We start from the raw sequence: 26230 nt of genomic DNA, 5'->3' as shown, positions 1-26230 counted from the left end.
TGTGCACATCACAGCACTCCGGGGATGACCCCGATACGTCCACGAGGAGACATCGTGACCGCTTCCGCACGCCTGCGCCGCGTCGCCGCCCTGACCGCCGTCGCCGCCGCCACGGTCGTCACCCTGACGGCCTGCGCCTTCGCCCCGACCGGATCCGACGCCGGTTCCGCCCCCGCGACCGAGGGCGCCCTGCAGACCGTCGCCGCGGGCAAGCTCACCATCGCCACCGGCGAGCCCGCCTTCTCGCCGTGGGTCGAGAACGACGACCCCGCGTCGTGCGAGGGCTTCGAGGCCGCCGTCTCGTGCGCCGTCGCCGAGAAGCTCGGCTTCTCGAAGGACGACATCGTGTGGGTCCGCTCGAACTTCGACAGCGCGATCGCCCCCGGCCCGAAGGACTGGGACATGAACGTGCAGCAGTTCTCGATCACCGACCAGCGCAAGCAGGCCGTCGATTTCTCGTCGCCGTACTACACGACCACCCAGGCGGTCGTCACCACGGGCACCTCGCCCGCCGCCTCGGCCACGACCGTCGCCGAGCTGAAGAACATCCCCGTGGGCGTCATGAGCGCCACCACCAGCTACCAGGTGGCCGCCGACCAGCTCGGCACCGGCAAGCTCAGCGTCTTCAACTCGAACGACGACGCCGTCGCCGCCCTGCAGTCGGGCCAGGTCGACGCGATCGTCGTCGACCTGCCGACCGCGTTCTACCTCGCCGGGGCCGTTCTCGACAACGGCAAGGTCGTGGGTCAGCTGCCCGACTCCTCGGCCGGCGGCGACGAGCTCGCCTACGTGCTGCCCAAGGGCTCGGCGCTGACCACTCCCGTCAGCGACGCTGTCGACGCGCTCAAGGCCGACGGCACGCTCGACGAGCTGCAGCAGAAGTGGCTCGGCGGCACCTCCGCCGCCCCCGTGCTGAAGTAACTCCGTGGCATCCACCTCTTCCGACACCGCGTGGCGGCCGAGCGAGCTCGAACTCGGTCGGCGCGCCACGCGGCGTCAGCAGTCGACGAAGTCGGTGCTGATCGCCCTGGTCAGCTCGGTCGTCTTCGTCGTGGTCGTCGGGTGGGCGATCCTGTCGAGCCCCGGCTGGGAAGACGTGCGCCGCAGCTTCTTCGACCTCGACATCGCGGTCAAGAGCTTCCCGTCGATCCTCGCGGGGCTGTGGGTGAACATCCAGGTGCTCATCGTCGCCGCGCTCGCCGTGGCCGTGCTCGGCACGACCCTTGCGGTGCTGCGGTCGCTGCGGGGGCCGGTGTTCTTTCCGCTGCGCGCCCTGGCTACGATCTACACCGACCTGTTCCGCGGCATCCCCCTGCTGATCGTGCTGTACCTGGTGGGCTTCGGCCTGCCGGCCCTGGGCATCTTCGGGCGCGTGCCGGTCGTGCTGTGGGGAACCATCGCGATCGTGCTGACCTACTCGGCGTACATCGCCGAGGTGCTGCGCGCGGGCATGGAGGCCGTGCACCCCTCGCAGCGGGTCGCGGCCCGCTCGATGGGTCTGACGCACGGGCAGACGCTGCGGATCGTCGTCATCCCCCAGGGCGTGCGCAAGGTCGTGCCGGCGCTCATGAACGACTTCGTGTCGATGCAGAAAGACGTCGGCCTCATCTCGGTTCTCGGAGCGGTGGATGCCGTGCGCGCGGCGCAGATCTCGGCGGCGGAGTACTACAACTTCACGCCGTACATCGTCGCGGCGCTGTTGTTCGTGGCCATGGCGCTGCCGATGATCCGCCTCACCGACTATGTGTCGGCGCGGTTGGCGAAGCGCGAGCAGATGGGCGGGATCGTATGAGCGTGCTCGACGTCCGCGGGGTGCGGAAAGCCTTCGGCGACCACGTCGTGCTCGACGGCATCGACCTCGAGCTCGCCAAGCACGAGGTCGTCGTGCTGATCGGCGCCTCGGGCTCGGGCAAGTCGACGCTGCTGCGCACCATCAACCTCATCGAGCGCGTCGACGACGGCCAGATCCTGCTCAACGGCGACGATCTGACCGACCCGACGATCGACCAGGACTCCGCCCGGTCGCGCATCGGCGTGGTGTTCCAGCACTTCAACCTGTTCCCGCACCTGCGCGTCATCGACAACGTCACGCTGGCGGCGCGGAAGGTGCACGGGATGCCGAAGACCGAGGCCTACGCGCGCGGCACCGAACTGCTCGAGCAGCTGGGCCTGGGCGCGAAGGCGCGAGAGTTCCCCGACCGGTTGTCGGGCGGCCAGCAGCAGCGCGTCGCGATCGTGCGCGCCGTGATGACCGACCCCGAGCTTCTGCTGCTCGACGAGATCACCTCGGCCCTCGACCCGCAGCTGGTCGGCGAGGTGCTCGACCTGGTGCGGGTGCTGCGCGACCGCGGCTCGACCATGCTCATGGCCACGCACGAGATGTCGTTCGCGCGCGAGGTCGCCGACCGCATCGTGTTCATGAAGGGCGGCCGGATCGTCGAGCAGGGCACTCCCGCCCAGATCCTCGACGCCCCGCAGCAGCCCGAGACGATCGCGTTCCTCGAGCGCGAGCGGCGGGGTGGGGTGCTGTAGCGCGTGTGGTTCAGAGGGTGTGGGGCGTCTTTTGTGCACTGGGGCGCGCAACGGGCGCCCCAGTGCACGCTACGCGCCCCGACGTTCGGGGTCTGACGGTGCGAGGCACGCGACCCTGAGCGTGTCGAAAGGTCCGGGATCCGCGGTCGAACCCCGTCCCGGGCACGCTGCGACACCGGATGCCGGCCCGAGGGCGTGGCATCCGGTGTCGCGTTCTGTGGGCGAACGCTCCGGGTCAGGCGACCGAGCGGCGGCGACGCAGCAGCAGACCGGCTCCGAGGAGCAGGGTCAGCAGGCCGGCGATGCCGAGCCCGGCGGCCATGGAGCCGTCCGTTCCCGTCACGGCGAGGGCGCCGCGAGCGTTGTTCGATCCGGTGGCCGCAAGGGCGTTGACCGAGCCGACCGAGGCGAGCGAGCCGGTCACGGTGACAGTGCCGTTGGTGCCGTTCGTTCCGTCAGTGCCGTTCGATCCCGGGGTTCCGGGCGTTCCGGGGGTTCCGGGCGTGCCGGGGGTGCCGGGCGTTCCCGGGGTGCCGGGGGTGCCGGGGGTACCGGGCGTTCCCGGGGTTCCGGGCGTGGTGGGCGTTCCGGTGGTGGAGTCGGTGGTGGTGCTGTCACCGATCACCGAGACCGCGTTGCCGCCGATGGTGACGGGGATGGTGATCGGCAGACCGATGATGTTGCCGCCGCCGATGCTGCCCGTGCCGTCGGTGCTGGTGCCGCCGGTGGTGGTGGCGTTCTCGGAGGTGCTGTCGCCGATGCCCGAGACGGCGTTGCCGCCGATGGTGACGGGGGCGTTGATCGGCAGGCCGATGATGTTGCCGCCGAGGATGCCGTCGTTGCCGTCGGTGCTGGTGTTACCCGTTCCGCCAGTGGTGGTGCCGCCGGTGGTGTCAGCGCCGTCGGTGACGCTGTCGCCGATTCCCGAGACGGCGTTGCCGCCGATGGTGACGGGGATGCCGACCGGGAGGCCGATGATGTTGCCGCCGCCGATGGCGTCGGTTCCGTCGGTGGAGGTGTTGCCGGTGCCGGTCGAGCCGGTGGTGCCGCCGGTGGTGTCAGCGCCGTCGGTGACGCTGTCGCCGATGCCCGAGACGGCGTTGCCGCCGATGGTGACGGGGATGCCGACCGGGAGGCCCACGACGTTGCCGCCGCCGATGCCGTCCGTGCCGTCGGTGAGGCTGCCGCCGGTCGAGCCGGTGCCGCCCGTGGTGCCGCCGGTGGTGTCGGCGCCGTTCGAGACGCTGTCACCGACCACCGAGACCGCGTTGCCCCCGATGGTGACGGGCAGGCCGACCGGAGCGTCGACGACGTTGCCGCCGAGGATGCCGTCGGTGCCGTCCGTGACGGTGCCGCCGCCGGTCGAGCCGGAGGCGCTGCCGCCGGTGGTGGCCGCGTCGTCGGTGCTGCTGTCGCCGATCACCGAGACGGCGTTGCCGCCGACCGTGACCGGAGCATCGATCGAGACGACGCCCTGGTTGCCGCCGGCGACGCTGTCGCTGCCGTCGGTGCTGCTGTCCGCCGCGGGGGCGGCAGCTTCGGTCGCGGGCGCCGAGGTGCCGGCATCCGTGCTGTTGCTGTCTCCGACGAGCGAGACGGCGTTGCCGCCGACCGTCACGGGGACGTTGACCGACACGAGCCCCTGGTTGCCCGAGCCCACGCCGTCGCTGCCATCGGTGATGGTGACGGGTGCGGGAGCGGGGGCCGCGGGAGCGGAGGTGTCGGCACCGTCGCTGCTGCTGTCTCCGAGCACCGAGACGGCGTTGCCGCCGACGGTGACCGGGAGGTTCACCGAGACACCGACTTGGTCGCCCGAGAGCAGACCGTCGACGCCCGAGGTGTCTGCGGCATTGGCGATGCCGGCTCCGAGGACGGCGAGGCCGCCTCCGACGAGCGTGCCCAGAAGGACACGCGAGTAGATCTTGCGCATGAGAGTTTCTCCTGTAGATGAATGAGGGTGCGCGAAAGCGCGGGGTCGTCTGCCGTGCGATGCACGGTGCGACCGTCCTCAGTCAGGAGAGACGTCGGTGCCGAAGACCGGGGTGCCGGGCAGGTCGTCGTCGACGACGGTCCGGCGGTCGAGAAGAAGCGGGGCGGCGAAGAGCTTGCCGCCGTCGGCGGTGGCGGCGTTCGCGCCCCCCGCGCCGGAGTTTCCGGATGCCGACGAGCTCGAGCCCGTGCTCGCGCCGAGGACTCCGGCGAGCTCGTCGTGGCCCCGCGGGCCGGAGGGGGCGCCCTGTGCGGCCGCGACGGCGACGGAGACCGCGCCCGTCGTGGTGGCGTCGAGCAGCGTCGCCGCCCCGCCCGAGGGGGCCGTGCGGGACGACGACGGAGCGGGGGAGGGATCCGCCGACAGGATGCCGGCGACGACCGCTGTCGCACCGTCCGCTGCGTCGGCCGAGAAGGGTTCGGCGGGAACGATGCCGGGGATCGGGGTGGCGGTGTCACCACCCGGAGCCGTCGGAACGCCCGGGGTCGCGGGGATCACGGGGGAGATCGGGGGGAGGGTGCCGACGATCACGGGGAGCGCGGAGTCGACCGCGTCGGTGACGCCCGAGATGAGCTCGTCGAGCCCGACGGTGTGCACGACGTCTCCGACGACGGGGACCGCCTGAACGGTTTCGACGACGGGGGTGACGACGTTACCGACGACCCCTGAACCGGCGACGTCGGTGACCACGTCTCCTACGGTGTCCACGGTGCCGCCGACGGTCGAATCCGCTGTCGTGACGACCTCGGAGACGGTTGCTGTGGTGGTCGTGACGACCTCGGCCACGGGGGCGGGTGCCACGTCGGTGACGACCTGTGTCACGGGAGCGACCGTCTCGGTGACGTGCTCGACCGTGGGAGAGACGACGGTGTTGACGACCTCGTCGACGGTGTCGGTGACCTGGTTGACCGTCGAGCCGACGGCGCCGAGCAGGCCACCCGAGCCGTCGTCGGCGGAAGCGGGAGAGGCCGAAAGGGCAACGGAGAGAGCTGCTGCTCCGAGGGCGGTGGACGCGCCGATGAGGAGCAGCCGCAGCATGCGCGGTGCCCCCCGACCGGACGCGTTCTCCATGATGATTCGCCCCCCAAAGGTGAATCTCCGAAACTCTTGGGCGGCGACGCTACGCCCGTCTTCACCCGGGTGAAAGGGGGTTGGTGAAATCTAAGTAGTTTTCGGGAGACCGCCAGATGACGAGCGACACGCCGGACGGTGAAGAAAAACTTGACAGCGGGGGCTCCGGGTCGGTACGCGATCGGCGAGTTATCCCCCGAGTTGTACACATGTGCATGCCCCTAGCAGCAACCTTCAACGTTCACTTCACACGGGATTTCCCCAGGAAAACTGTGGATAGATAAATGCCCGGTCAGCAGGGTATACACGCCCGATATTCGTATCCATCCACCGAGTTCTCCACAGCACTTGTGCACAGAGATGGCGGCGTTTCCCGCAGTCTGTCCACAGAGTTATCCACAGGCTCGTTTGCGTGTGGGGAGAGTGGTATCTAGCGTGGGTGCAGCCCCTCGGGCAGCCCTCTCATCGTGCCGTCCGCGTCAACGTCGGAACTTGGTGATCTGATGCTGCCGAGGCCGCCCCGAGCCCCGTTTCCGCGAACGCTTCACGCGCGCGCGAGGCCCGGCCAGGGGTGCCCGAACTGAAGGAGAGCCCGTGTCGATCGCCGATATCGCCGAAGAACGCCTCGGAAAAGCGCCGCGCCCCGAGCGCACGCCCCCGCACGACACGCTGGCCGAGCAGAGCGCGTTGGGCGGCATGCTGCTGTCGAAAGACGCCGTCGCCGATGTGATCGAAAGTCTCCGCGGTCCCGACTTCTACGTGCCCAAGCACGAGCTGATCTTCGAAGCGATCCTCACCCTGTACTCGCACGGGGAGCCCACCGACGTCGTGGCCGTCACCGACGAGCTGATCAAGACGGGCGAGCTGCAGCGCGCCGGGGGAGCGGACTACCTGCACACGCTCACCTCGATCGTTCCGACCGCTGCCAACGCCGGCTACTACGCGTCGATCGTCGCCGAGCGCGCCATGCTGCGCCGCCTGGTCGAGGCCGGCACGCGCATCGTGCAGATGGGTTACGCCGGCGAGGGCGACCCGGTCGAGCTCGTCAACAGCGCCCAGGCCGAGATCTACAACGTCTCGGGCGACGACAGCGCCGAGGACTACATCCCCTTGACGACGGCAGTGGATGCCGCGGTCGAGGAGATCGAGGCCGCTCGCGGCCGCGACGGGTCGATGACGGGCATTCCCACCGGCTTCGCCGGCCTCGACCAGCTGACCAACGGTCTGCACCCCGGACAGATGATCGTGCTCGCCGCGCGCCCCGCCATGGGTAAGTCGACGCTCGCGCTCGACTTCGCCCGCGCCGCCGCGATCAAGTCGAACGCCCCCTGCATCTTCTTCTCGCTCGAAATGGGTCGTAGCGAGATCGCCATGCGCCTGCTCAGTGCTGAGGGTCAGATCCCCCTGCAGAGCATGCGCAAGGGAACGCTCGACTCGCGTGACTGGACCACGGTGGCCTCCACCCGCGGTCGCATCAACGACGCGCCCCTCTACATCGACGACAGCCCCAACATGACGCTCGTCGAGATCCGCGCCAAGTGCCGCCGCCTCAAGCAGCGCGAGGGTCTGAAGATGGTCGTCATCGACTACCTGCAGCTGCTCACCAGCGGTAAGCGCGTCGAGTCGCGCCAGCAAGAGGTCAGCGAATTCTCGCGTGCGCTGAAGCTGATGGCCAAGGAGCTGCAGGTTCCGGTCATCGCTCTGTCGCAGTTGAACCGTGGCGCCGAGCAGCGTGCCGACAAGAAGCCCGCCCTGTCGGACCTGCGTGAGTCGGGCTCGATCGAGCAGGACGCCGACATGGTGGTGCTGCTGCACCGCGAGGCCGCGTATGAGAAGGACTCGCCCCGTGCGGGCGAGGCGGACCTGATCGTGGCGAAGCACCGTAACGGCCCGACGGACACGATCACGGTGGCGTTCCAGGGGCATTATTCGCGGTTCACGGATATGGCGCCGGGGATGTGAAGACCTCGTCGGACGCGCCATAAGCGCGCCCCGGGACCGCGGCCGCTCGTCATCCTCGACATTGCATTCAGCCACTTCTCCTCCGCGCCGATCATCATTCTCGGAGCGGACGGGATGCCCTGGAGGCGGCGACTCCCACTTGAGGAGCGACCTGTCCGCGGGTTGACGGAGCAGCCCTGCTCAGGCCCAGAGCGACCGCACCGCCTGTTCGGCTTGGCGGAGTGAGTCGCCAGCGGATGCAGCAACGATGTTGGTATTGCTGAGTACGCCATGAAATCCGCGCATGCAGACGCTCCATGCGTTCTGCGCCTCGTCGTACGCGTCGCGCGCTTCACCACTCCAGGAAGAACGCAACGTGTCCGCCTTGCGTTCGAGCGCATCGAGCTCGGCCCCGATGGCATTCGTTGCTACCCGAAGCGAGACCAGTAGGGCTTCGTGGCGATCGCTGTCGAACGAGATGGTCATGGTGTTGGCGTGGTGAGGTTCAGCTCGCGGAGGGCGTAGCGGTCGTGGACCGTCAGCGTGTGAAAGTAATGCACGAAGATCTCGCCGGCCTCGTCCGCAGTGAACACTTCGTCTGGGTAGACGAGGGCGTGGGCCGTCCCGTCGAGGAAGTCGATCGTCACGGGCGGTTCGCCGTCGCGCGGTCCACCATGACCGACGGTGTAGAGCCGCTCTGTTCCGTCCTGCTCCAGGCGTCGCCACTCGATGGTCATGGCTTCGGCGGTCCCGGCCGCCTGTAGAAACACACTTGGCAGTGACTCGCGGGTTACGTCCCAGATGTCCTGGCCGTCTGGCAGCCTCGATAGGGAGAACGTCGAACGGCCCGACTTGCCCAGGAGAGACACCATCCGCTGCAAGTTGTCTTCGTACGACCGCGGACCATTGATGAGGTTCGCGAACGAGGCTCCGTTGATCTCGTAGACGAACGTGGGCTTGTCGTTACTCATGGCACTCGCTTCAGGTAGACACTGGTTACTCTAATAATTTCGCCGTCGACCTTCACGATCGCGGGATTTGCTTCAGACACCAGACCGTCGAACTCGCGCTGCCCGGCTGTTCTCGTTGCGCCGCCGCTCTTCACCTCGATTGCTGTGTACGTTCCATCGTCGTTTCTGAAGAAGCCGTCGAAGTATCTGGTGTGGTCCGAGCCCTCTATACGGGCGGCGGTTCGCTCCGTTTTGACTTCGACGCCGAACTCCTCCTGAATCTCGTCGATTCCCTGCTTCTCCTTGTCGACCCAGGGCTTCACCTCTTGATCGGATGTAAAGCGACCCTTCGCGTCGCGTCCAGGTAACGGGCGAACCGCGCTGTCGCCGGTTGCGTGCTGGGCGACGTTCATGATTCCCATGCCGGTAGCGGCCGCGCCGGCGACAGCCGCGGTGATGCCCGCTCCAACGGCCGCCCCTCCGGGGACAATTCCCACACCGGTGGCGGCGACCGGTAGCCCCCCAACGGCCAGCGCGCCCCCGCCGGCCATGAGACCGATTCCGCCGAGAATCTCGAGGATGGTCTCAGGGTGTTCGATGAGTGCGTTAGCAACCGACGCCGTCCCATTGACCAGATTGGTGAGAGTGTCGACCTGAGTCGTGATCGCGAGCTGGACGACCATCTGCGTCATGGCCGATGCGACCTGCCACGGATCCGGAGCAGGAGGCGCGATGTCCGCAGCCGCTCGGATTGTGTCCGCTGCTTGAGCTCCAGCCGAGGAAACTTCCTGGCGTGCGTAGGTGAGGAGTGCGATTGCTTCCGCGCGCAGAGATGCACCCGCATCGGCCGGTGGTGGTTCGATGGTGACGTTGCTGCCGTAGAACTGATTGCTCCGAGGCTTTGGAGCTAGGGACTCGACCGTCCGCACGCGGGCGGTTTCCCACATGTCGATCGCGTCACCAGCTTTGCCCTGCGCCCACCCGAGCATCGTCGCGTAGTTCTCCAACGCGTCCGCCGAGGTCATCATCATCTGCGCGTTCTTCAACCACGCGCTCGTGACCGCTGACAACCGAGAAGCAAAGAGGTCGGCGGCCTCGCCGGCCCAACTCTCAGGCGGGCTCACCTGTCCAAGCTCCTCGGCGGCCATCCGGGCCGTTTCAGCGCGAGACCGCCAATTAACAGCTGCATCTGTCAGCGCTGCGACCGACCCGGGGATGAGAACGAGCGCGTCTGTGGTCTGGCCCAATTCGGTCATGGACGCATGAGTCCCTCGCTAGCAGCTGCCGCTCGAGGCACCGCATCTTGATCCGCCTTCTCGTAAAGGGAAGCGCTGCCGCGCAAACGAGTGACGACCTCTTGGAGCGCGCGCACCTGCTCCGACCAGGATGACGAGGCTTTTGCCTGCAGGCCAGCAGCAGCGGCAGCGAGATCGGCGTGACCGACGTCGCCATCGAGACCGCTTACCCCGCCGGCGGCGACCTCGGCGCGAATCGCGTCAATCTTCTCCGCAACTGGCCGCAATGCGTCTGGATCCACTGAGAATTTGCTCAAGCTGTCACCCCCGAAGAGATCAACAACGGTACCTCGGGTCAGCATGGGTCGGTAGGGTGCGGCTGGAGCCTGCGTGGTCGCGTCAATGATGCACACCTTTACATCGACGACAGCCCCACATGACGCTGGTGGAGATTCGTGCGAAGTGCCGTCGCCTGAAGCATGAATCTGCTCGCCCGGATCCGCTTACGGCCTATCCGTGGTGTGGCCCAGCTCGCACGGGTGCATCTTGCCGCGTTCACCAGGAGCAAGACAAGGCAACCGTGCTGGGCATCCAACCCCAACCCAGCGTCAGGCCCGGCTCAAATTCTTCGGGCCAACCTCTGAGTCCGGTTGCTGTGCAGCACGCTTATGTTGTTCAGGACCCTGAGGCGAAGCGGTCGCGACCCGCAATCGAACGCCGTCGCGACCGCCCACCTCAGTCCGCGACGACCGAAACGCTCCACGTCACGCCAAACTGGTCGGTCAGCATGCCGAAGCCGGCGCTCCAGGCCGAGGCGGCGAGGGGCTCGACGACCGTGGCATCCACTGCGAGGGTGTCCCAGTAGCCCTGAAGCTCCTCGAGGGTGGGGGTGCTGATCGAGACGAACACCGCCTGGTCGGTCACTGTCGTATTGTTCTCGCGATGCGTCGCTCCGTCACCGGCAATGCCGCCCTCGGTGCGGCTGGGGATGTCGTAACCCATGATGCGGAAGCCGTTCTCGCCGGCAACCAGGCCGAAGACGACCTTGTCGGAGCCGGGGATCTCGGCCGGCGTGCCGAAGTCGGCGTAGGTGTTGACGACGAGGTGGCCGCCGAAGACGGACTGGTAGAACTCGAGCGCCTGGCGGGCATCGCCGCGGAAATTCAGGTGGGTGGTGGTCTGCACGGGCATGTCTGCTCCTCGATTAATGGGCCGGGATCGGCTTGTGAGATCACGGTCCCACCCGTATAGGTCGGTTTCTGTCCTAGACCGCGAGTACCGTCGGATGCATGGCCACGACGTCGCGATTGCTCACCCTGCTGTCGCTGCTGCAGGCGCGGCGGGACTGGCCGGGGTCGGTGTTGGCATCGCGGCTGGATGTCAGCGATCGCACGGTGCGGCGCGACATCGATCGCCTGCGCGAGATGGGCTACCGGATCGAGACGACGATGGGCCCCGACGGGGGATACCGCCTCGACGCGGGCGCCGAGATGCCGCCGCTGCTGTTCGATGACGACCAGGCGCTCGCGGTCGCGATCGCGCTGCGCGCGGCTCCCGCGTTGGGGTCGGACATCGGTGAGGCGGCGGTGCGCGCTCTCGCGACGATGCGGCAGGTTCTGCCGTCGCGGCTGCGGCATCGGCTGGACGCGGTCGATGTGACGACGGTCAGTCGCGCCGGGGGAGCGCCCGTTGCTGCCGTGCCGCTTGAGGTTCTGCTCACGCTCGCACAGGCGGTGCGCGACCGGGTCACCCTGCGTTTCGACTACCTGCCGAGGGGCGAGAGAGAAGCCCAGGTTCGGCGGATCGAGCCGCACCACCTCGTGGCATCGGACGGGCGGTGGTACCTGCTCGGGTGGGATCGCGAGCGGGAGGACTGGCGGCTCTTCTCGGCGGATCGCGTGCGACCCCGGGTTCCACACGGCGCGCCGTTCGTGCCGCGGGTCGTGCCGGGCGGGGACGTGGACGTGTTCGTCTCGGCGCGATTTAAGGGGGCGGACACGAACGAGTGGCCCTGTCGCGGGACGGTGCTGTTGCACGCGCCGGCGCGGGACGTGCTGCCGTTCGCTGGCGACGGCACGGTGACCGCTGTCGATGATGAGCGCTGCACCCTCGAGGTGGGGTCGTGGTCGTGGGGTGCGCTCGCCGCGTCGTTCGGGAGGTTCGAGGTGGCGATGGAGGTTGTCGGGCCGCCGGAGCTGATGGAGGCGTTCGCGGTGCAGGCTGGGCGGTTTGTGGTGGCGGGGGCTCGCCGCGTGGGGAATGAATAATCGGGACCGGCCGGGAATGCGGGCGCCATTACTCATCGGGGTTCAAAGGCGCATCCCGCAACGTAATAGTGTCGAGGAATGCTTTCCTGGCGCGAATCAATCATTGACGCGCTGACGCGCCTAGGCGGAGAAGCCCCCTATCAGGAAATCTACGCAGAGATTGCAGCTCGGCGAGAATCCCTTCCGCCATCTTGGCAGGCGATCGTCCGTCGCACGATTCAACAGTCATCCTCCGACTCGCGTGCTTTCCGTCCGTCAAACGGTGATCTCTTTCGCACGGTCTCCGGACTTGGTCAGGGGAGGTGGGGCCTTCGGGACGCCCGCGCGGAGTCCAGGCCGGAGGGTTTTGTTGCGGAGACAGGAGGCGTCGGGCAGGGATACGCTGTCGATTCGGTCGTCCGGCGATCGATAGAACGTCACGCGGTGCGACTTGCCACCGATTACTACTGGGCGCAGGGGGCACTCGAAGTCACAGAACTGGGCAAGCCGTACGACCTGAATGTCCGGTTCGCGCGGGGCGAGACTCATGTCGAAGTGAAGGGATCGACGAGGATGCTCGACGTGGTTACGCTCACTCGAAACGAAGTTGCGCACGCGTCCGAAACCGAAGGAACCGAGTTATTTGTCGTCGACGAAATCCTTCTGACAACGGACGAAGAAGGGAACGTCGAAACCCAGGGTGGACGCAAGCGGCTCTGGCGATCATGGGTCCCCTCCCCTGAGTCCCTTACAGGAATGGTGTTCGCGCACTCGTTGGGTGTGGGTGCTCAGTTGCTTCCTTAAAAAGCACAGGCGCCTTAGCCTGGCGACAGAGAATTGGCTCATGTCGGGGGGATGGGGACGATGACGAAATCGGGCGGCTCCGCTACGCGACAGCCCCTCCGCTACGCCATCAACGTCACCCTCGACGGCTGCGTCCATCACGAGGCGGGCCTGCCGCCGGACGTTGAGTCCATGGCGTTCTGGACCGACGAGCTGCGCCGCTCCGACACTCTGCTCTACGGCCGCGTCACCTACGAGCTGATGGAGGGCGCGTGGCGCCGACCGGAGTCGGGGGAATGGCCGGACTGGATGGATGCCAGTGAGGTCGCGTTCTCGGAAGTGATGGATCCGATGCGGAAGGTCGTGGCATCCGGGACTCTCGACAGAGCCGACTGGAACGCCGAACTGGTCCGGGGCGATCTCGTTGAGGCCGTTCGGCGGCTCAAGGACGAACCTGGGCGAGGGATTTCGGTCGGTGGGGTGAGGCTGCCGGCGACGCTCGCGGCGCACGGGCTCATCGATGAGTACACGTTCGTCGTTCATCCGGTGATTGCGGGGCGGGGGCCTCGGCTGCTCGACGGCGTCGACTTGAAGCTCGAGCTGGTCGAGCGGCGAGAGTTCCGATCGGGCGCCATTGTGCAAAGGTTTCGGCCAGCGGAGCAGGATTGAGCGTCGACGAGAGGAGCGGGTTCGAGTGCGATGGGTGAGCTTCACGGACCGTTATGGCGCAGAGGAAGACGACGACATCACGCTCGGCCGTCTCGCTGAGCTGCTAGCGACCATCGCCATGTACGACGGTGACGACGAGCACCGGAGCATTTCGGTGTCCGATTCGGACGCGTGGAATCTCGAGTTCTATCCGGATCGGGTGCTCTTCGAGAACAGCGAGGTCGGCGGCGAGGAAGTTGGAGGTCTGCGGGGGCTGAGCGACAGGGAACGCCTCGACATCGCCGATGAGTTCATACGAGGGGATTTCGCGGCGTTGCGGGCGCGGCCGTGGCGGAGCTGAGTGACGACGGAGACCGCCCGGAGCAACGGAACGTCCGTGTTCGCAGCCCGGGCCTTATTTCCCACACGTGCTGCATCGCCGTGCGGTCCGTGGCTATCGTCGTTCCGTGAAGCAAGTGTGGATCGTCTACAGGGGCGACGACGAGGTGGAGATCCTCGGTGTCTTCTTGGACCAAGACGAGGCGACGAGGTACGCGCAGACCCTTGCTGAGACGTTGTACGAGGGAGAACGGATCTGGACCGGCGGCTACCCCGTGCCGTACCGCATCACCGACGACTTCCCGCAGCGCTGACCGGCGGGAGAACCCGGCGCCCGTGGTGCAGCTGAGGGACACGGCGGGGCGGTATTCGCTATGAGCGCGCGCGCCGGAAGCGGCGAATCGTGCCCAACTGCCCCAGATCGAAACGGCGCAGCGCCGCGGCCGCCCTTTGAGACACGAGAAGGTCCGCTTCCCCCTCGACGTGGGAGAAGTCGTCGACGCCGAAGGTTCCCGTCACATCGAAACAGACAAGCTCAGGAAGCTGTTTGCCCTCGAACGCCCCGAGCTCCTGCATCTGCGGGTCGAACGACAGGCTGAATTCACGCTCGCGCAGACCGCGCAGCGGACGCAGCTGCTCGGCGAGCGGGGGCGTTGCGAAGTAGATCCCGTACGTCGTGGTGAAGTCGGGGATGGGCAGCTCGTAGAGCATCAGGTCGATGCGAAGGAACGGCTTGAGGCCGTGCCGGAGAGAGGCCGGGTCGTGGTCGAGCTCGACATCGTCCCCGAAGCCGAACGGCACTTCGAGCGAGACGACGTAGGAGCGCGGGCCGAAAGGACGCATCACGGTCTCACCCGACCATTGGATTGAGCGTGTCGGCCGCCGGTCCTCATGCGGTCAGGCTAGCGGAGAGGTGTTCGCGGTGGACATACGAACGGGGCGGCGTCACTTTCGCGACGTCGCCCCGTTGGCATCCGAGATTCAGGCCTGCAGGAACGGGTAGTCCGTGTACCCGCGCTCGCCGCCGCCGTAGACGGAGGCCTGGTCGACGTCGTTCTCGTCGGCGCCCTGCTCCCAGCGCGTGACGAGGTCGGGGTTGGCGATGGCGGGGCGGCCGACGGCGACCAGGTCGGCGATGTCGTCCTCCACGACCGAGACGGCCTCGTCGCGCGTGGTCACGCTCGAGAAGCCGCTGTTGATGATCAAGGTGCCACCGAAGGTGCGGCGGAGGTCCTGGATCAGGTCGCCGGCGGGGTCGGCGTGCAGCACGCTCAGGTAGGCGAGGCCCAGGGGAGCGAGGCCCGACACGAGCGCCTCGTAGGTGGCGCGGGTCTCGGCGTCGTCCTTCTCCCACACGTCCTGGATGTTGTGCGCGGGCGAGATGCGGATGCCGACGCGCGTGGCGCCGACCTCGGCCACGACGGCCTGCGCGACCTCGATGACGAAGCGAGCGCGGGCCTCGGGCGATCCGCCGTAGGCGTCGGTGCGCTGGTTCGAGGCGGGGGAGAGGAACTCGTGCAGCAGGTAGCCGTTCGCGGAGTGCAGCTCGACGCCGTCGAACCCGGCATCCACGGCCTTGCGGGCGGCGGCGACGAATTCGTCGCGCACGGTGGCGAGCTCGGCGGTCTCGAGCGCGTGCGGCACGGCGTAGGCGACCTTCGTGCCGTCGGCGAGGCGCGTGTCGCCCTCGATGGCGATCGCCGAGGGGGCGACGATGCGGTCGGTGCCCGTGATCTCGGGGTGCGTGACGCGTCCGCCGTTCATGAGCTGCATGAAGACGGTGCCGCCCTCGGCGTGCACGGCGTCGGCGACCTTGGCCCAGCCCGCGGCCTGAGCGTGGGTCACGATGCCGGGCTGACCCGGGTACGCGCGCGACTCGTCGCTCGGGAAGACACCCTCGGTGACCAGCAGGCCGATGCCTGCGCGCTGCGCGTAGTACTTCGCGACGATCGGGCCGGGGACTCCGTCGGCGCCGGCGCGCAGGCGGGTCATCGGGGCGAGCGAGACGCGGTTGCGGACGCCGATCTCTCCGACGGTGGTGGGGGCGAACAGGCTCATGGGTGTCCTTTCGTGGGGGAACAGGGCCGTGGCTGGCCAACCCGCGGTGCGCAACAGGTATTCCGCACGCGCAGGGTCACGGCGTGTCGAGGGGCACGCGAGTGTGCGTCTGGTCGTTCGCCCGGGTTGGGGCCGCAGAACAACGCCTTCCATCCGCAGCCCACGGGGGCCGGGGTCTGTGTGTCGCTGGGCGGGTGTGGCGCGGCCGTCAGGGTGCATCGGAGAGGCAATAGCTTGCAAATGTCGGGTTGATACGACATCGTGGAATGACAAGCACGATTGACATTCGAGGGGATGCTCCATGAAACGCTTTGCACCTGTGGTGATTCTGGCCACCGGAATCGCCCTGATCGCCGTCCTTTTCGGCGTGGGGGAGGCCATCCGCGCAGAGTGGTTGCGGTACGCCGCTTTCGCTGTCATCCCCGCGGCGGGACTCGCCATCGTGGCCGTACGGAAGAAGCGAGAAACCGCGACCCGGTCTTTTGCGGAGGAGGGGATCGAAGCCGATGTGGATCGCAAAGCGCGGGCATCGGCTTTCCGAGATGTGCTGGTCGCGGCACCGATTCTTCTCCTCGCTGCGGTCCTGCTGGCAGACATCGCGGGCTGGGTTTGGCTCGCGGGTCTGTTGTTCATCGCCCTCGGCGACTACTGGATCCGCATCGCCGCGACTCGGCCGAGGAGAGCATGAGGTGAAGACCCTCAACACCGTGCGAGCCACTCGCCGAGAGCGTGGGCTCACCCAGGAGGCCCTCGCCGCCCTCTGCCTTGTCTCTCGGCAGACCATCGTGTCGCTCGAGGCTGGTCAACATGATCCTTCTCTGGTTCTCGCCCTTCGCATCAGCGAAGCGCTCGGCACCTCCGTCCACGATGTATTCCGTCTCAACGACGAAGCCGGGCATCGTGTCCTCTAACACGATGCCCGGCTCGGACGGCTACCTACGAAATCGTGCTCAGGTGACGCAGGCGTACTGCGGTTCGTCCCGAGCGCGGTTCAGATAGATGCGGAATTCGCCCTTGCATTTTCCATTGTGCGCAAGAGCGACCGCGGCAATCGTCAATGCAGCGGTGATCGCGGCGCAGCTGACCCATCCCACGGCCGGGATCGCGCACGCGGCGAGCCCGATAGCGGCAGCGCCCCCACTGATGACCAGATCTTGATCGAACTGGTTCAGATCCAGATAAGGGCCGTGCTGGTTTGAGCCGCCAGCCAGCATCGGCACGATGGCTCCGTCGTCGTGCAGCTCCACGGTGTAATCCATCGTGTATCCGGTGGGTACGCCCTCGCCCTGGGGCGTGAGTTCGAACGAGTACCGGGTGACCCCGTCCTGCTCGGTGACGGTCCGGGGCAGATCGCTGGCAACGAGGGATTCGATCTCCGCTTCCCATTCCGCTCGCGTGGCTCCGACGGACTCGAGCACGGTCCCACCTGAGCGTGTCAGCGTCGCCGGTGATGGCTCGATTTCCGAGGGGGACGCCGCGGTTGCAGGAGCCGCTGACAGGAAAGAGGCGACGAGGACGGTGAGTATTGCGCCACCCGAAACGGATAGCAATGATTTCTTTTTCATGAATGTTCTTTCACTTCGGTCTCAATAGATACATGTTGCGAACAGCCCGGGGGCGGATTCACGATTCTTCACCGTATGTGAGGGGGCCGCGATGCGTAAGTGACGTTCGCGATCCGGCTCTTGAGTGCATCTCGTCTGATTGCGCCGCTGCAGGCGCGGTGACGGTGGTCGTCACGCCACTATGGATCTGTTTCCCGTTGCCGTCACTGTCGCTATCTGTCCCCGACCCACGCTCGACTGTGGTCTCGGTCGTTGACAGCGACAGACGGGGGCGCCCGCGTCAGGCCCCATACCCCCGCACGCTTGCCGCACCGTCCGAGCGGGGGTCGCTGCCCGCATCCAGGCCACCGTCGGCCCCCACTATGACAAGATTCGCGTGCCCGACGAGCTCGTCGGCATCCGGAGTTTCGATGATGTGCAGCCGCGTCTCGGCGAGCGAATCGCGGGCGGGCGCGGCGAGGTTTCCCTCGACGTAGATGTCGGAGGGGCTGTCGCCGTCGCGCTGCGGGCCCACGATGGCGCGCGGCGCCGACACCGCCTCTTGAGCGGTGGCTCCCGCCATCGCGCGCAGCAGCGTCTGCGCGTGGATCTGCGGCTGGCCCTGGCCGCCCATCGTCGCCGAGACGAAACGCAGACCGCTCGCGTCGTCGACCATGACCGGCATGAGGGTGTGGAGCGGGCGCTTTCCGGGGGCGAGGGCGTTCGGCGACGAGGGGTCGAGCGAGAAGCCGGTGCCGCGGTTGTGCAGCAGGATGCCGGTGGAGGGCTCCACGACGGCGGCTCCGAACGCGTGGTAGACGCTCTGGATGAGCGAGACCGACCACCCCGACGAGTCCGTCACCGCGATGCCGACCGTGTCGCCGCGGGGGCGGCGGAAGCCGGGCAGCACGGGCTCGTCGCCGTGGGCGGTCGCGTCGCCGGTGAGCAGTTCGGTGACGTCTCCCGAGGTGACCCGCGGGTCGGCGAGCAGTTCGTCGCGCACGAGGTTGGCGGCGAAGAAGCGCTCCATCATGCGGCCGAAGTCCGCGCCCAGGGGGTCGGCGATGCCGTACCGTTCCAGTTCGCGCAACACGCGCAGCAGCACGAAGCCGTGCGTGTTGGGCGGGCTCGTCAGCACGCGATACGCGCCGAACGAGGTGGTCAGCGGCTCGACGACCTCGGGGTGGAAGAGCAGCAGATCGGCCGCGCCGATGCGCGAGCCGAGGCGCGCGAGACCGTCGACGAAACCGGCGGTGAGCTCGCCGTCGTACAGGGCCGCGGCGCCCCCGTCGCGGATCGCCTCGAGGGTGCGGGCGAGCACGGGTTGCACGAGCGGGTCGCCCTCCACCGGCAGGCCGTCGGCGAGAAAGGTGTCGCGGAAGCCCGCGTCGAACCCGACGGCCGCCTCTTCTTCGCGGAACGCGGCCGCGAGCGAACGCGATACCGGTACTCCGTCACGGGCGGCAGCCACGGCATCCGTGAAGATCTCTCCCCACTCGAGCTGACCGCCCATGCGCCGCAGCGCGTCCCACCCGCGCACGGCTCCCGGCACCGTCACGGTGTCGATACCCCGGTACGGCAGCACCTCTCCGTGCGCTTCGCGCATCGCGTCGCGATCGACGGTGGATGCCGCCGGGCCCGAGGCGTTCACGCAGCGCGTGCGCCCCGAGGGGTCGCGGACCAGGGCGATCAGGTCGCCGCCGATGCTGACGTTGTGCGGGTAGACGACGCTGAGGGTGGCCGCGGCCGCGAGGGCGGCATCGATCGCGTTGCCGCCGCGGGCGAACGCTCGCTCGGCGGAGCGGGTGGCGTCGGCGTGCGGAGTGGCGATGGCGCCGGTCAGGGGCGTGCGAGACATGGGTGTTCCTCGGTGGATCGTGCGGGGAGGGGAGAGGGTCAGAGGATCTTCGAGAGGAACGCCTGCGTGCGCGGGTGCTCGGGCGCGGCGAACAGCTGGCCGGGCGGGGCGACCTCGACGATCGCTCCGGCATCCATCACCACGACGCGATCGGCCACCTCGCGGGCGAAGCCCATCTCGTGCGTGACCACGACCATGGTCATGTGGTCGGCGGCGAGCTCGCGCATGACGTCGAGCACCTCGCCGATCATCTCGGGGTCGAGGGCGCTGGTCGGCTCGTCGAACAGCATCAGCCGCGGCTTCATCGCGAGAGCCCGGGCGATCGCGACGCGCTGCTGCTGACCGCCCGAGAGGTTGCTCGGGCGGGCGTCGGCCTTGTCGCCCAGACCGACGCGCTCGAGGAGCGCCTGCGCCTGCGCGACGGCCTCCGCCTTCGCGACACCGCGGACGCGCACGGGCGCGTGCCAGATGTTCTCGAGCGCGGTCATGTGCGGAAAGAGGTTGAAGTGCTGGAACACGAACCCGATCTCCTGCCGCTGCTGCCGCAGGGCCGACTTCGTCGCGGGCACGCGTCGACCGTTCGGCGCGATCCGGTAGCCCATCGGCTGGCCCGCGACCGTGAGGTCGCCGCCGTCGATGCTCTCGAGGCCGTTCATCGTGCGGAGGAACGTCGTCTTGCCGGCGCCCGAGGGACCGACGAGCACGACGACCTCGCCCGGCTGCACGTCCAACGACACGTTGTCGAGCACCTGACGCCCGCCGAGTTCGCGGGTGACGTTCTTCGCGCTGACGAGGGGATCGGTCATTTCAGGACTCCCGAGTCGGAGAGGGTGGTGACGGGGGTGAGGGGCGCCGACCGACGACCCCCGAACAACCGCTGCCACGGAGACGCCGTGGTGACGATGCCGACGCGGGCGTTGAGCTTCTTCTCGATCGCGCTCTGGATGATCGTCCAGATCGTGGTGAGGGCGAGGTAGTAGATCGCGACGACCGCGAAGATCTCGAAGGTGCGGAAACTCGCGGCGCTGATGCTCTGGGTGACCAGGAACATCTCCGAGACGCCGATGACGCTCAAGATCGACGTGCTCTTCATGAGCCCGTTGAACGAGTTGCCCAGCGGGGGCACCATGAGCCGCAGCGACTGCGGCAGGATGATCCACCGCATCGCCGACATCCCCGACATGCCCAGCGCCTGCGCCGCCTCGGTCTGACCGACCGGCACCGAGTCGAGGCCCGCGCGGATGATCTCGGAGATGTACGCGCTCTCGTTCATGATCAGCCCGACGATCGCGGCCTGGATGGCGGCCTTGATCAGGATGCCGCCGAGATCGACGTCCTGGAACCGGAACACGTTCGCCGCCGCGAACCCCGTGTAGATGATCACGAGCTGCACGAGCAGGGGGGTTCCGCGGATCAGCCAGATGTAGAGGCTCGCGATCACGCGCAGCGGCGCGAACGTCGAGCGCCGCATCATCGCGATCACGAGACCGACGACGAGCGCGCCGGCCATCGCGAGCACCGAGATGAGCACCGTCAGCGCGAGCCCCTGCAGGAAGGGCGCGCCCGGGGTGAGCAGGTTCTTCCAGAAGAAGCCCCAGTCGAAGTTCACCGTCAGTTGCTTCCGTTGTACGCGAGGGCCTCTTGCCCCCACGTGCGGAGGATGTTCTCGTAGTCGCCCGTCGAGACGAGGTCGTCGAAGGCCTTCTGGATCGCATCGTGCAGCGCGGTGTTGTCCTTGAGGGTCGCCGCGCCGATGTCGATCGCGTCGGTCGGGTCGCCCACCATCTCGATGCCCGCGGTGCCCTGCTTCTGGTAGTACCCGATCAGCTCGGCCGCGTCGAGGTACGCGTCGAGCTGTCCGCTGACCAGCTGCTGGAAACCCACCGTGGCCTGGTTGTTCGTGCTGATGTCGAGGGGCTTCTTGCCCTCGGAGGTGCAGGTCGTCGACTGCTTCTCGGCGAGATCCTGAGCGGTGGTTCCGACGGTCACCATGACCTTCTTGCCGCAGAGCGAGTCGTCGAGGCCGGTGATGCCGGCATCCGCTCCCTGCTTCACCGCGACGCCGGTGGCGGAGGTGAGGTAGGGCACGAAGTCGACGACCTCTTTGCGCTCGGGCTTGATGTAGAGCGAGGCCATGATGACGTCGCACTGCGTGGCCTGCAGGCTCGGGATGAGCGCCGAGAAGTCGACGGTCACGAAGTCGGGGGTGAGACCCAGACGACCCGCGACGGCCTTTGCCAGGTCGATCTCGCTGCCGACGAGGTTTCCGGATTCATCGGTGGTGATGTTGGGCGGAGAGCCCAGGTTCGTGGTGCAGATCGACAGCGTGTCGGCCGACCGCAGGGCGGTGGGTGCGACGGTGGCGACAGCGGATGCCGTGTCGGCTGCCGGAGCCGGGCTCGACGAGCACGCTGACAGGCCGAGAGCGGCGAGGCCGGCGACCGCGGCGACTGCGGCGATGCGAGTGGTGGTGTGCATGAAATCTCCGTCGATGCTCGATGCTCCGTCACCTCGGGCGTGACGTGCGGAGCAGGCTATCAAGTGATAGGTAATGCGTCTATCAATTGATAGAGGGCGTGTGTTGCGCCCGCATTTCGCGACGGAGTCGCCCCCGAGAAAAGTCGGGGGAAGGGGCGGGGACTACCGCGAGAAAGAGACCGCGCCCTCGAGGCGCGATTGGGTCGCAGAACGCACGTCCTCGAGACGGAACGGATCGACGAGCACCGCGCGCAGGATGAAATCCGACACCTGAAGGGGGCGGTGGGCGACCGGCGCCGACGCATTCGTCTCGCGCTCGCGCATGCCCTCGAACTGCAGGCCGGTGATCGCGCGCTGCACGAACTCGGCATCCATCGCCATGAACTCGCCCGCCGTCATGCCGTGCTCGACGAGGGAGCGCACCTCGTCGTGGAAGCGCGAGATCTCGCCGCGCTGGGTCTCGAATTCCGGCTCGGTGAAGATCGCATCGCTGTAATACCCCCGCGCGTCGTACGGCAGCGTCAGATAGTCGTGCGAACTGATCGTGAGGAAGTAGTGGAACCGCTCCGCCCACGACGCGTCGAGGTCGCGAGCTTCTTGCAACCGACCGAAGGTCTGCGCGAGGTCGGCGTCGACCAGCTCGGCGAGAATGACGTGCTTCGCAGAGAAGTGGTAGAACAACGACGGCTGTCGGATGCCGACGGCATCCGCGATCTCTCGCGTCGTGGTGCCGTGATACCCGTGCCGGCCGAACAGGCGGGCCGCGTGCACGAGAATCTGCTGCCGCGTTCCCCCCTCTTCCATGCGGCGATTCTATCGGCCGCTAGGCCGGGGCCCCGGACGGGGGCGTTACCGGGGGCCGACATGTCCTCTTTTCGGCGATCCGGTCTCTGCCGCGCCGTCATACGCTAGGGTCCCAGCCACCCACCGGAGGACCCGCGATGACCGAGAACCCCCTCGCCCACCGGCTCGACTACACGCTCGCCGAGCTGGATGACGACGCCCTCTCGGCCTCACCTTTCGAGCTGCTGCAGCAGTGGCTGACGGATGCCGCGGACCAGCCCGAGCCGAACGCGATGGTCGTGTCGACGGTGGATGCCGAGGGCCGGCCCACCTCGCGCACGGTTCTGCTGCGCGGGATCGACGACGACGGGGCGCTCGTCTTCTTCACCAACCGGCAGTCACGGAAGGGCCGCGCGCTCGCCGGGAACCCGGCGGTGTCGATCCTGTTCCCCTGGTACGCGCTGCAGCGACAGGTCATCGTGCTCGGCACGGCCACGCCGCTGCCGCCGGAGCGCGACGACGCGTACTTCGCGTCGCGGCCGCGCGGCTCCCAACTGTCGGCGTGGGCGAGCCATCAGTCGAAGCCCGTGGCATCCCGAGCCGCTCTCGAGGAGCAGATGGCCGAGGTCACCGCCCGGTTCGCCGACGATCAGGTCGTGCCGCGGCCTCCGCACTGGGGCGGGTACCGGGTCGAGCCGCGCGAGATCGAGTTCTGGCAGGGCCGGCGATCGCGGCTGCACGATCGGGTCGCGTTCACGCGGGATGACGACGGGTGGGTGGGGCAGCGGCGGCAGCCGTGACCTGTACCGGGTCGTCGCGCAAGGGGCGCTCCCGAAAGTCCCTCGTGCCGCCCGGCCCCGTAGATTCGATCCATCCCGCACACGCGGGTCGCGACGCGAATCATCGGGGGTAGGGCCAGATCATGGCGAAGAAGAACACCGACGCGCGTCAGCTCGACGACAAGGCGTTCGTCCAGGCGACGTCCGAGGCGAAGTCGCGCTACGGCCGCTTCAACCTCGCGATCGTCGGAGCCTCGGGTGTGGGCAAATCCTCCCTCGTCAATGCGGTGTTCGGGCGGGACTGGGCGAAGGTCGGGCGCGGGCTGCCGGTCACGCGCGGCGTGCACTTCTACAGCGACGACTCGCTCGGTATCTGGGACGTCGAGGGGTTCGAGATCGGCTCTCCCGTTCCGCCGGATCAGCAGCTGCGCACCCACCTCGACGCGATCGCCGCCCACCCCGGCGACCACCAGATCTCGGTCGTCTGGTACTGCGTGCGAGCCGCCGACGATCGGCTGACCCCGGCCGACATCGCGATGATCCGCGAGCTCGACGCGCGGGGGCTGCCGGTGATCCTGGTGTTGACGAAGGTCGACTGGATCAAGAACCCCCTCACCGGGCACCAGGGCATCGCGAAAGATCTGGAGGCGTTCGTCGAGTGGCTCAACGACCCCGTCGACCCGAACACCGGTGAACGACTGCGCATCCCCTACCGGCAGGTCGTCCTCACCTCGACCCGCGACAAGAACGGGAAGGGCAAGGGGCACGGCCTCGGTGACCTTGTCACGCAGACCCTCGAGCTCGCCCCCGAGCGCGACAAGGACGCCTTTCGCATCGCACAGCGACTCAACCTCCCGTGGAAGAGGGAGATGGCGCGGCCGATCATCGCCGCGGCGGCCGCGGCCGCAGCGGGGGCTGCGACCGTTCCGCTTCCTGTCTCGGATGCTGTCACGCTGGCGCCGATCCAGCTGACGATGATGGGCCGGATCGCCGCGATCTACGACCTCGAGGTCAAGACGATGCTCTCGGCCGGCGCGCTCGCGCAGTTCGGTGTGCAGGTGGCGGGGCGGGCGCTCGCGACGAGCTTCCTCAAGCTGATCCCGGGCGCCGGGATCGTCGTGAACGCGGCGGTCGCGGGTGCGTTAACGGCGGCGACGGGCGAGAGCTGGCTGAAGATCTGCGAGCTGCTGCACACCGGCAAGATCGACGTGCGCAAGCTCGACCAGGAGTGGGCGAAGTACGCGCCCAGCTTCATGGACGTGGCACGCAAGCTCGTGGAGCGGCGCGTCACGAAGAAGAGCTGAGAGACACGTCGAGCGGGGACGCGCCCGACCCGACAAAGAACGATGCCCGCCCCGGAGGGGGCGGGCATCGTCTCTTTAGCGACGCTCAGTTGTGAACGCGGCGGCGCTTTCCGTACAGGAAGATGCCCGCGCCAGCCATGAGCGCGAGGGCTCCGGCACCGACGAGAGGCATCACGTCGGCGCTACCGGTCACGGCCAGCTTCGACCCGGACGCGACACTCGACGAGCCGCCGACGGGGGCGGCACTCGACCCGTTGCCCGCGGGAGCGGGGGTCGGGGTCGGGGTCGGGGTCGGCGTGACGGCGGCGGGGAGGGTGAAGGACACGGTCTGTTCGCCGCGGCCTGCGCCTCCGGTGACCTGGTTGGCGGTGATGGTCTGTGCGACCGGGGCGTCAGCGGGGTAGGTGCCGGTGGTGGACCACTGTCCGTTGACGACGACGGCGGCGGTGGTGCCGGGGATGCGGTTGCCGTTGGCGTCGAGGACGTTGACGGTGGAGCCGTCGGTGCCGGTGCCGGTGAAGGTCACGGTGCGGGAGTCGACGGTCTGGCCGTTGGTGGGTGCGGTGACGGTGAAGTTGCCGACGGGGGTCACGGCGGGGAGGGTGAAGGACACGGTCTGTTCGCCGCGGCCTGCGCCTCCGGTGACCTGGTTGGCGGTGATGGTCTGTGCGACCGGGGCGTCAGCGGGGTAGGTGCCGGTGGTGGACCACTGTCCGTTGACGACGACGGCGGCGGTGGTGCCGGGGATGCGGTTGCCGTTGGCGTCGAGGACGTTGACGGTGGAGCCGTCGGTGCCGGTGCCGGTGAAGGTCACGGTGCGGGAGTCGACGGTCTGGCCGTTGGTGGGTGCGGTGACGGTGAAGTTGCCGACGGGGGTCACGGCGGGGAGGGTGAAGGACACGGTCTGTTCGCCGCGGCCTGCGCCTCCGGTGACCTGGTTGGCGGTGATGGTCTGTGCGACCGGGGCGTCATCGGGGTAGGTGCCGGTGGTGGACCACTGTCCGTTGACGACGACGGCGGCGGTGGTGCCGGGGATGCGGTTGCCGTTGGCGTCGAGGACGTTGACGGTGGAGCCGTCGGTGCCGGTGCCGGTGAAGGTCACGGTGCGGGAGTCGACGGTCTGGCCGTTGGTGGGTGCGGTGACGGTGAAGTTGCCAACGGGGGCGGCCGCGGGCAGGGCGAACGACACGGACTGCTGCGGAATGCCGCTGCCCCCGTAAAGGCCGCCGACGACGATGGTCTGCGCGACCGGGGCGTCGTCCGCGTAAGCGGGCAGGGTCAGCGAATACGGCGTGGGCTGACCGAAGGAGCCGCCGACGTTGGAGCGCGCCAGAACGTTGTTCCCGCTCTGGTCGTACACGATGACGGTGGACCCGCCGAAGACGGATCCTTGGACGGTCACCGTGCGCGAATCGACGGTCGAGCCGTCGATCGGGCTGGTGACGGTGAGGCCTGCCTCTGCGGCGGATGCGGGCGCGGCGGTGAGCGCGACACCCCCGAGGGCAAGGGCGATGGCGGCGGGCACGGTCAGTGCTTTCCGCCAGAACGGGCGACGTGACATGTATTGACCTTCTCCATTGAGAGAGTGGGCCAAAGGGCGAGCAACGACGTGGTTGCAATGGTGCACTCGACGTGAGAACCGACGCACGCTCCTCCGCGAGCAGGCGACGTTCCACGGTCACGCTAACAAG

Annotated in this window: 29 protein-coding genes; 13 read left to right on the top strand and 16 right to left on the bottom strand. The window is 67.9% G+C overall.

Annotated elements, in window-relative coordinates; all coding sequences use genetic code 11:
* Positions 1–54: 54 nt before the first annotated feature.
* The 3 genes from NE358_RS16675 to NE358_RS16665 are packed head-to-tail and all read left to right on the top strand — an operon-like array spanning position 55 to position 2532.
* Positions 55–921, top strand: a complete 867-nt coding sequence (locus NE358_RS16675) for an ABC transporter substrate-binding protein (protein ID WP_258873558.1) — start codon at positions 55–57, stop codon at positions 919–921.
* Between the two features lie 4 nt (positions 922–925).
* Complete coding sequence (locus NE358_RS16670) at positions 926–1792, top strand: amino acid ABC transporter permease (RefSeq protein WP_289940215.1); 867 nt, start codon at positions 926–928, stop codon at positions 1790–1792.
* Entirely contained in the window at positions 1789–2532 is a 744-nt protein-coding gene (locus NE358_RS16665) for an amino acid ABC transporter ATP-binding protein (RefSeq protein WP_289940214.1), read from the top strand. The genes NE358_RS16670 and NE358_RS16665 overlap by 4 nt, the downstream gene beginning before the upstream one ends.
* A gap of 235 nt (positions 2533–2767) precedes the next feature.
* Here the strand turns inward: NE358_RS16665 and NE358_RS16660 are convergent, their stop codons facing one another.
* Both NE358_RS16660 and NE358_RS16655 read right to left on the bottom strand, forming a co-directional pair.
* Positions 2768–4462, bottom strand: coding sequence for a hypothetical protein (locus NE358_RS16660; protein ID WP_289940213.1), 1695 nt, complete (start codon positions 4460–4462; stop codon positions 2768–2770).
* 78 nt (positions 4463–4540) lie between these two features.
* Positions 4541–5560, bottom strand: a complete 1020-nt coding sequence (locus NE358_RS16655; RefSeq protein WP_289940212.1) for a hypothetical protein — start codon at positions 5558–5560, stop codon at positions 4541–4543.
* Positions 5561–6187: 627 nt separating this feature from the next.
* On the opposite strand from NE358_RS16655, the gene dnaB reads away from it, so the two are divergent.
* Positions 6188–7555, top strand: coding sequence for a replicative DNA helicase (gene dnaB / locus NE358_RS16650; protein ID WP_103207564.1), 1368 nt, complete (start codon positions 6188–6190; stop codon positions 7553–7555).
* A 180-nt stretch (positions 7556–7735) separates the two neighbouring features.
* Here the strand turns inward: dnaB and NE358_RS16645 are convergent, their stop codons facing one another.
* The 5 genes from NE358_RS16645 to NE358_RS16625 form a co-directional block, all read right to left on the bottom strand.
* Positions 7736–8020, bottom strand: a complete 285-nt coding sequence (locus NE358_RS16645) for a WXG100 family type VII secretion target (RefSeq protein WP_289940211.1) — start codon at positions 8018–8020, stop codon at positions 7736–7738.
* Positions 8017–8505: a hypothetical protein gene (locus NE358_RS16640; RefSeq protein ID WP_289940210.1), complete on the bottom strand. Its 489-nt coding sequence runs from the start codon at positions 8503–8505 to the stop codon at positions 8017–8019. The genes NE358_RS16645 and NE358_RS16640 overlap by 4 nt, the downstream gene beginning before the upstream one ends.
* Entirely contained in the window at positions 8502–9740 is a 1239-nt protein-coding gene (locus NE358_RS16635) for a putative T7SS-secreted protein (protein ID WP_289940209.1), read from the bottom strand. Before NE358_RS16635 ends, NE358_RS16640 begins: the two co-directional genes overlap by 4 nt.
* On the bottom strand, positions 9737–10081 hold the full coding sequence (locus NE358_RS16630; RefSeq protein ID WP_147301871.1) for a hypothetical protein: 345 nt from the start codon (positions 10079–10081) through the stop codon (positions 9737–9739). Before NE358_RS16630 ends, NE358_RS16635 begins: the two co-directional genes overlap by 4 nt.
* Positions 10082–10454: 373 nt before the next feature.
* Positions 10455–10910 carry a VOC family protein gene (locus NE358_RS16625; RefSeq protein WP_289940208.1) on the bottom strand — a complete coding sequence of 152 codons (456 nt, stop codon included), beginning with the start codon at positions 10908–10910 and terminating at the stop codon, positions 10455–10457.
* A 116-nt stretch (positions 10911–11026) separates the two neighbouring features.
* Here NE358_RS16625 and NE358_RS16620 point away from each other — a divergent pair, with 116 nt between their 5' ends.
* From NE358_RS16620 to NE358_RS16600, 5 genes are all read left to right on the top strand, one after another.
* The gene (locus NE358_RS16620) at positions 11027–11986 is read left to right on the top strand and encodes a helix-turn-helix transcriptional regulator (RefSeq protein ID WP_499318098.1); all 960 of its coding nucleotides are present in this window, start codon (positions 11027–11029) and stop codon (positions 11984–11986) included.
* 78 nt (positions 11987–12064) lie between these two features.
* Positions 12065–12769, top strand: coding sequence for a protein NO VEIN domain-containing protein (locus NE358_RS16615; RefSeq protein ID WP_289940206.1), 705 nt, complete (start codon positions 12065–12067; stop codon positions 12767–12769).
* A gap of 60 nt (positions 12770–12829) precedes the next feature.
* Positions 12830–13417 (top strand): dihydrofolate reductase family protein, encoded by a 588-nt coding sequence (locus NE358_RS16610; protein ID WP_289940205.1) that lies wholly within the window; start codon positions 12830–12832, stop codon positions 13415–13417.
* A 34-nt stretch (positions 13418–13451) separates the two neighbouring features.
* Positions 13452–13757, top strand: a complete 306-nt coding sequence (locus NE358_RS16605) for a hypothetical protein (protein WP_146035535.1) — start codon at positions 13452–13454, stop codon at positions 13755–13757.
* A 106-nt stretch (positions 13758–13863) separates the two neighbouring features.
* On the top strand, positions 13864–14049 hold the full coding sequence (locus NE358_RS16600; protein ID WP_146035536.1) for a hypothetical protein: 186 nt from the start codon (positions 13864–13866) through the stop codon (positions 14047–14049).
* A 58-nt stretch (positions 14050–14107) separates the two neighbouring features.
* Here the strand turns inward: NE358_RS16600 and NE358_RS16595 are convergent, their stop codons facing one another.
* On the bottom strand, positions 14108–14581 hold the full coding sequence (locus NE358_RS16595) for a hypothetical protein (protein WP_289940204.1): 474 nt from the start codon (positions 14579–14581) through the stop codon (positions 14108–14110).
* Between the two features lie 135 nt (positions 14582–14716).
* Entirely contained in the window at positions 14717–15793 is a 1077-nt protein-coding gene (locus tag NE358_RS16590) for an alkene reductase (RefSeq protein ID WP_289940203.1), read from the bottom strand.
* Between the two features lie 301 nt (positions 15794–16094).
* Between NE358_RS16590 and NE358_RS16585 the strand changes: the two genes are divergently transcribed.
* Positions 16095–16481, top strand: a complete 387-nt coding sequence (locus tag NE358_RS16585; protein WP_258027899.1) for a hypothetical protein — start codon at positions 16095–16097, stop codon at positions 16479–16481.
* A 1-nt stretch (position 16482) separates the two neighbouring features.
* Positions 16483–16704, top strand: a complete 222-nt coding sequence (locus NE358_RS16580; protein ID WP_258027900.1) for a helix-turn-helix transcriptional regulator — start codon at positions 16483–16485, stop codon at positions 16702–16704.
* Positions 16705–16743: 39 nt separating this feature from the next.
* On the opposite strand, the gene NE358_RS16575 is transcribed toward NE358_RS16580, so the two are convergent.
* From NE358_RS16575 to NE358_RS16550, 6 genes are all read right to left on the bottom strand, one after another.
* Positions 16744–17358, bottom strand: a complete 615-nt coding sequence (locus NE358_RS16575) for a hypothetical protein (protein ID WP_146035538.1) — start codon at positions 17356–17358, stop codon at positions 16744–16746.
* 280 nt (positions 17359–17638) lie between these two features.
* On the bottom strand, positions 17639–19195 hold the full coding sequence (locus tag NE358_RS16570; protein ID WP_289940202.1) for a gamma-glutamyltransferase family protein: 1557 nt from the start codon (positions 19193–19195) through the stop codon (positions 17639–17641).
* 38 nt (positions 19196–19233) lie between these two features.
* The gene (locus NE358_RS16565) at positions 19234–20001 is read right to left on the bottom strand and encodes an amino acid ABC transporter ATP-binding protein (protein WP_141377173.1); all 768 of its coding nucleotides are present in this window, start codon (positions 19999–20001) and stop codon (positions 19234–19236) included.
* Positions 19998–20804 (bottom strand): amino acid ABC transporter permease, encoded by an 807-nt coding sequence (locus tag NE358_RS16560; RefSeq protein WP_289940201.1) that lies wholly within the window; start codon positions 20802–20804, stop codon positions 19998–20000. Before NE358_RS16560 ends, NE358_RS16565 begins: the two co-directional genes overlap by 4 nt.
* A 2-nt stretch (positions 20805–20806) precedes the next feature.
* Positions 20807–21673 carry an ABC transporter substrate-binding protein gene (locus NE358_RS16555; RefSeq protein ID WP_289940200.1) on the bottom strand — a complete coding sequence of 289 codons (867 nt, stop codon included), beginning with the start codon at positions 21671–21673 and terminating at the stop codon, positions 20807–20809.
* A gap of 162 nt (positions 21674–21835) precedes the next feature.
* Positions 21836–22477: a TetR/AcrR family transcriptional regulator gene (locus NE358_RS16550; protein WP_289940199.1), complete on the bottom strand. Its 642-nt coding sequence runs from the start codon at positions 22475–22477 to the stop codon at positions 21836–21838.
* Positions 22478–22614: 137 nt separating this feature from the next.
* Here NE358_RS16550 and pdxH point away from each other — a divergent pair, with 137 nt between their 5' ends.
* Complete coding sequence (pdxH, locus tag NE358_RS16545; RefSeq protein ID WP_289940198.1) at positions 22615–23256, top strand: pyridoxamine 5'-phosphate oxidase; 642 nt, start codon at positions 22615–22617, stop codon at positions 23254–23256.
* A 122-nt stretch (positions 23257–23378) separates the two neighbouring features.
* Positions 23379–24539 carry a GTPase family protein gene (locus tag NE358_RS16540; protein WP_279365709.1) on the top strand — a complete coding sequence of 387 codons (1161 nt, stop codon included), beginning with the start codon at positions 23379–23381 and terminating at the stop codon, positions 24537–24539.
* Between the two features lie 85 nt (positions 24540–24624).
* Here NE358_RS16540 and NE358_RS16535 read toward each other — a convergent pair whose 3' ends face one another.
* Complete coding sequence (locus NE358_RS16535; RefSeq protein ID WP_289940197.1) at positions 24625–26100, bottom strand: LPXTG cell wall anchor domain-containing protein; 1476 nt, start codon at positions 26098–26100, stop codon at positions 24625–24627.
* Positions 26101–26230 lie beyond the last annotated feature (130 nt).

The sequence above is a fragment of the Sphingomonas sp. G5 genome (genome assembly GCF_052660795.1).
Note: the sequence above shows the minus strand (reverse complement) of the source record. Positions and strands in the feature narration are given on the sequence as shown.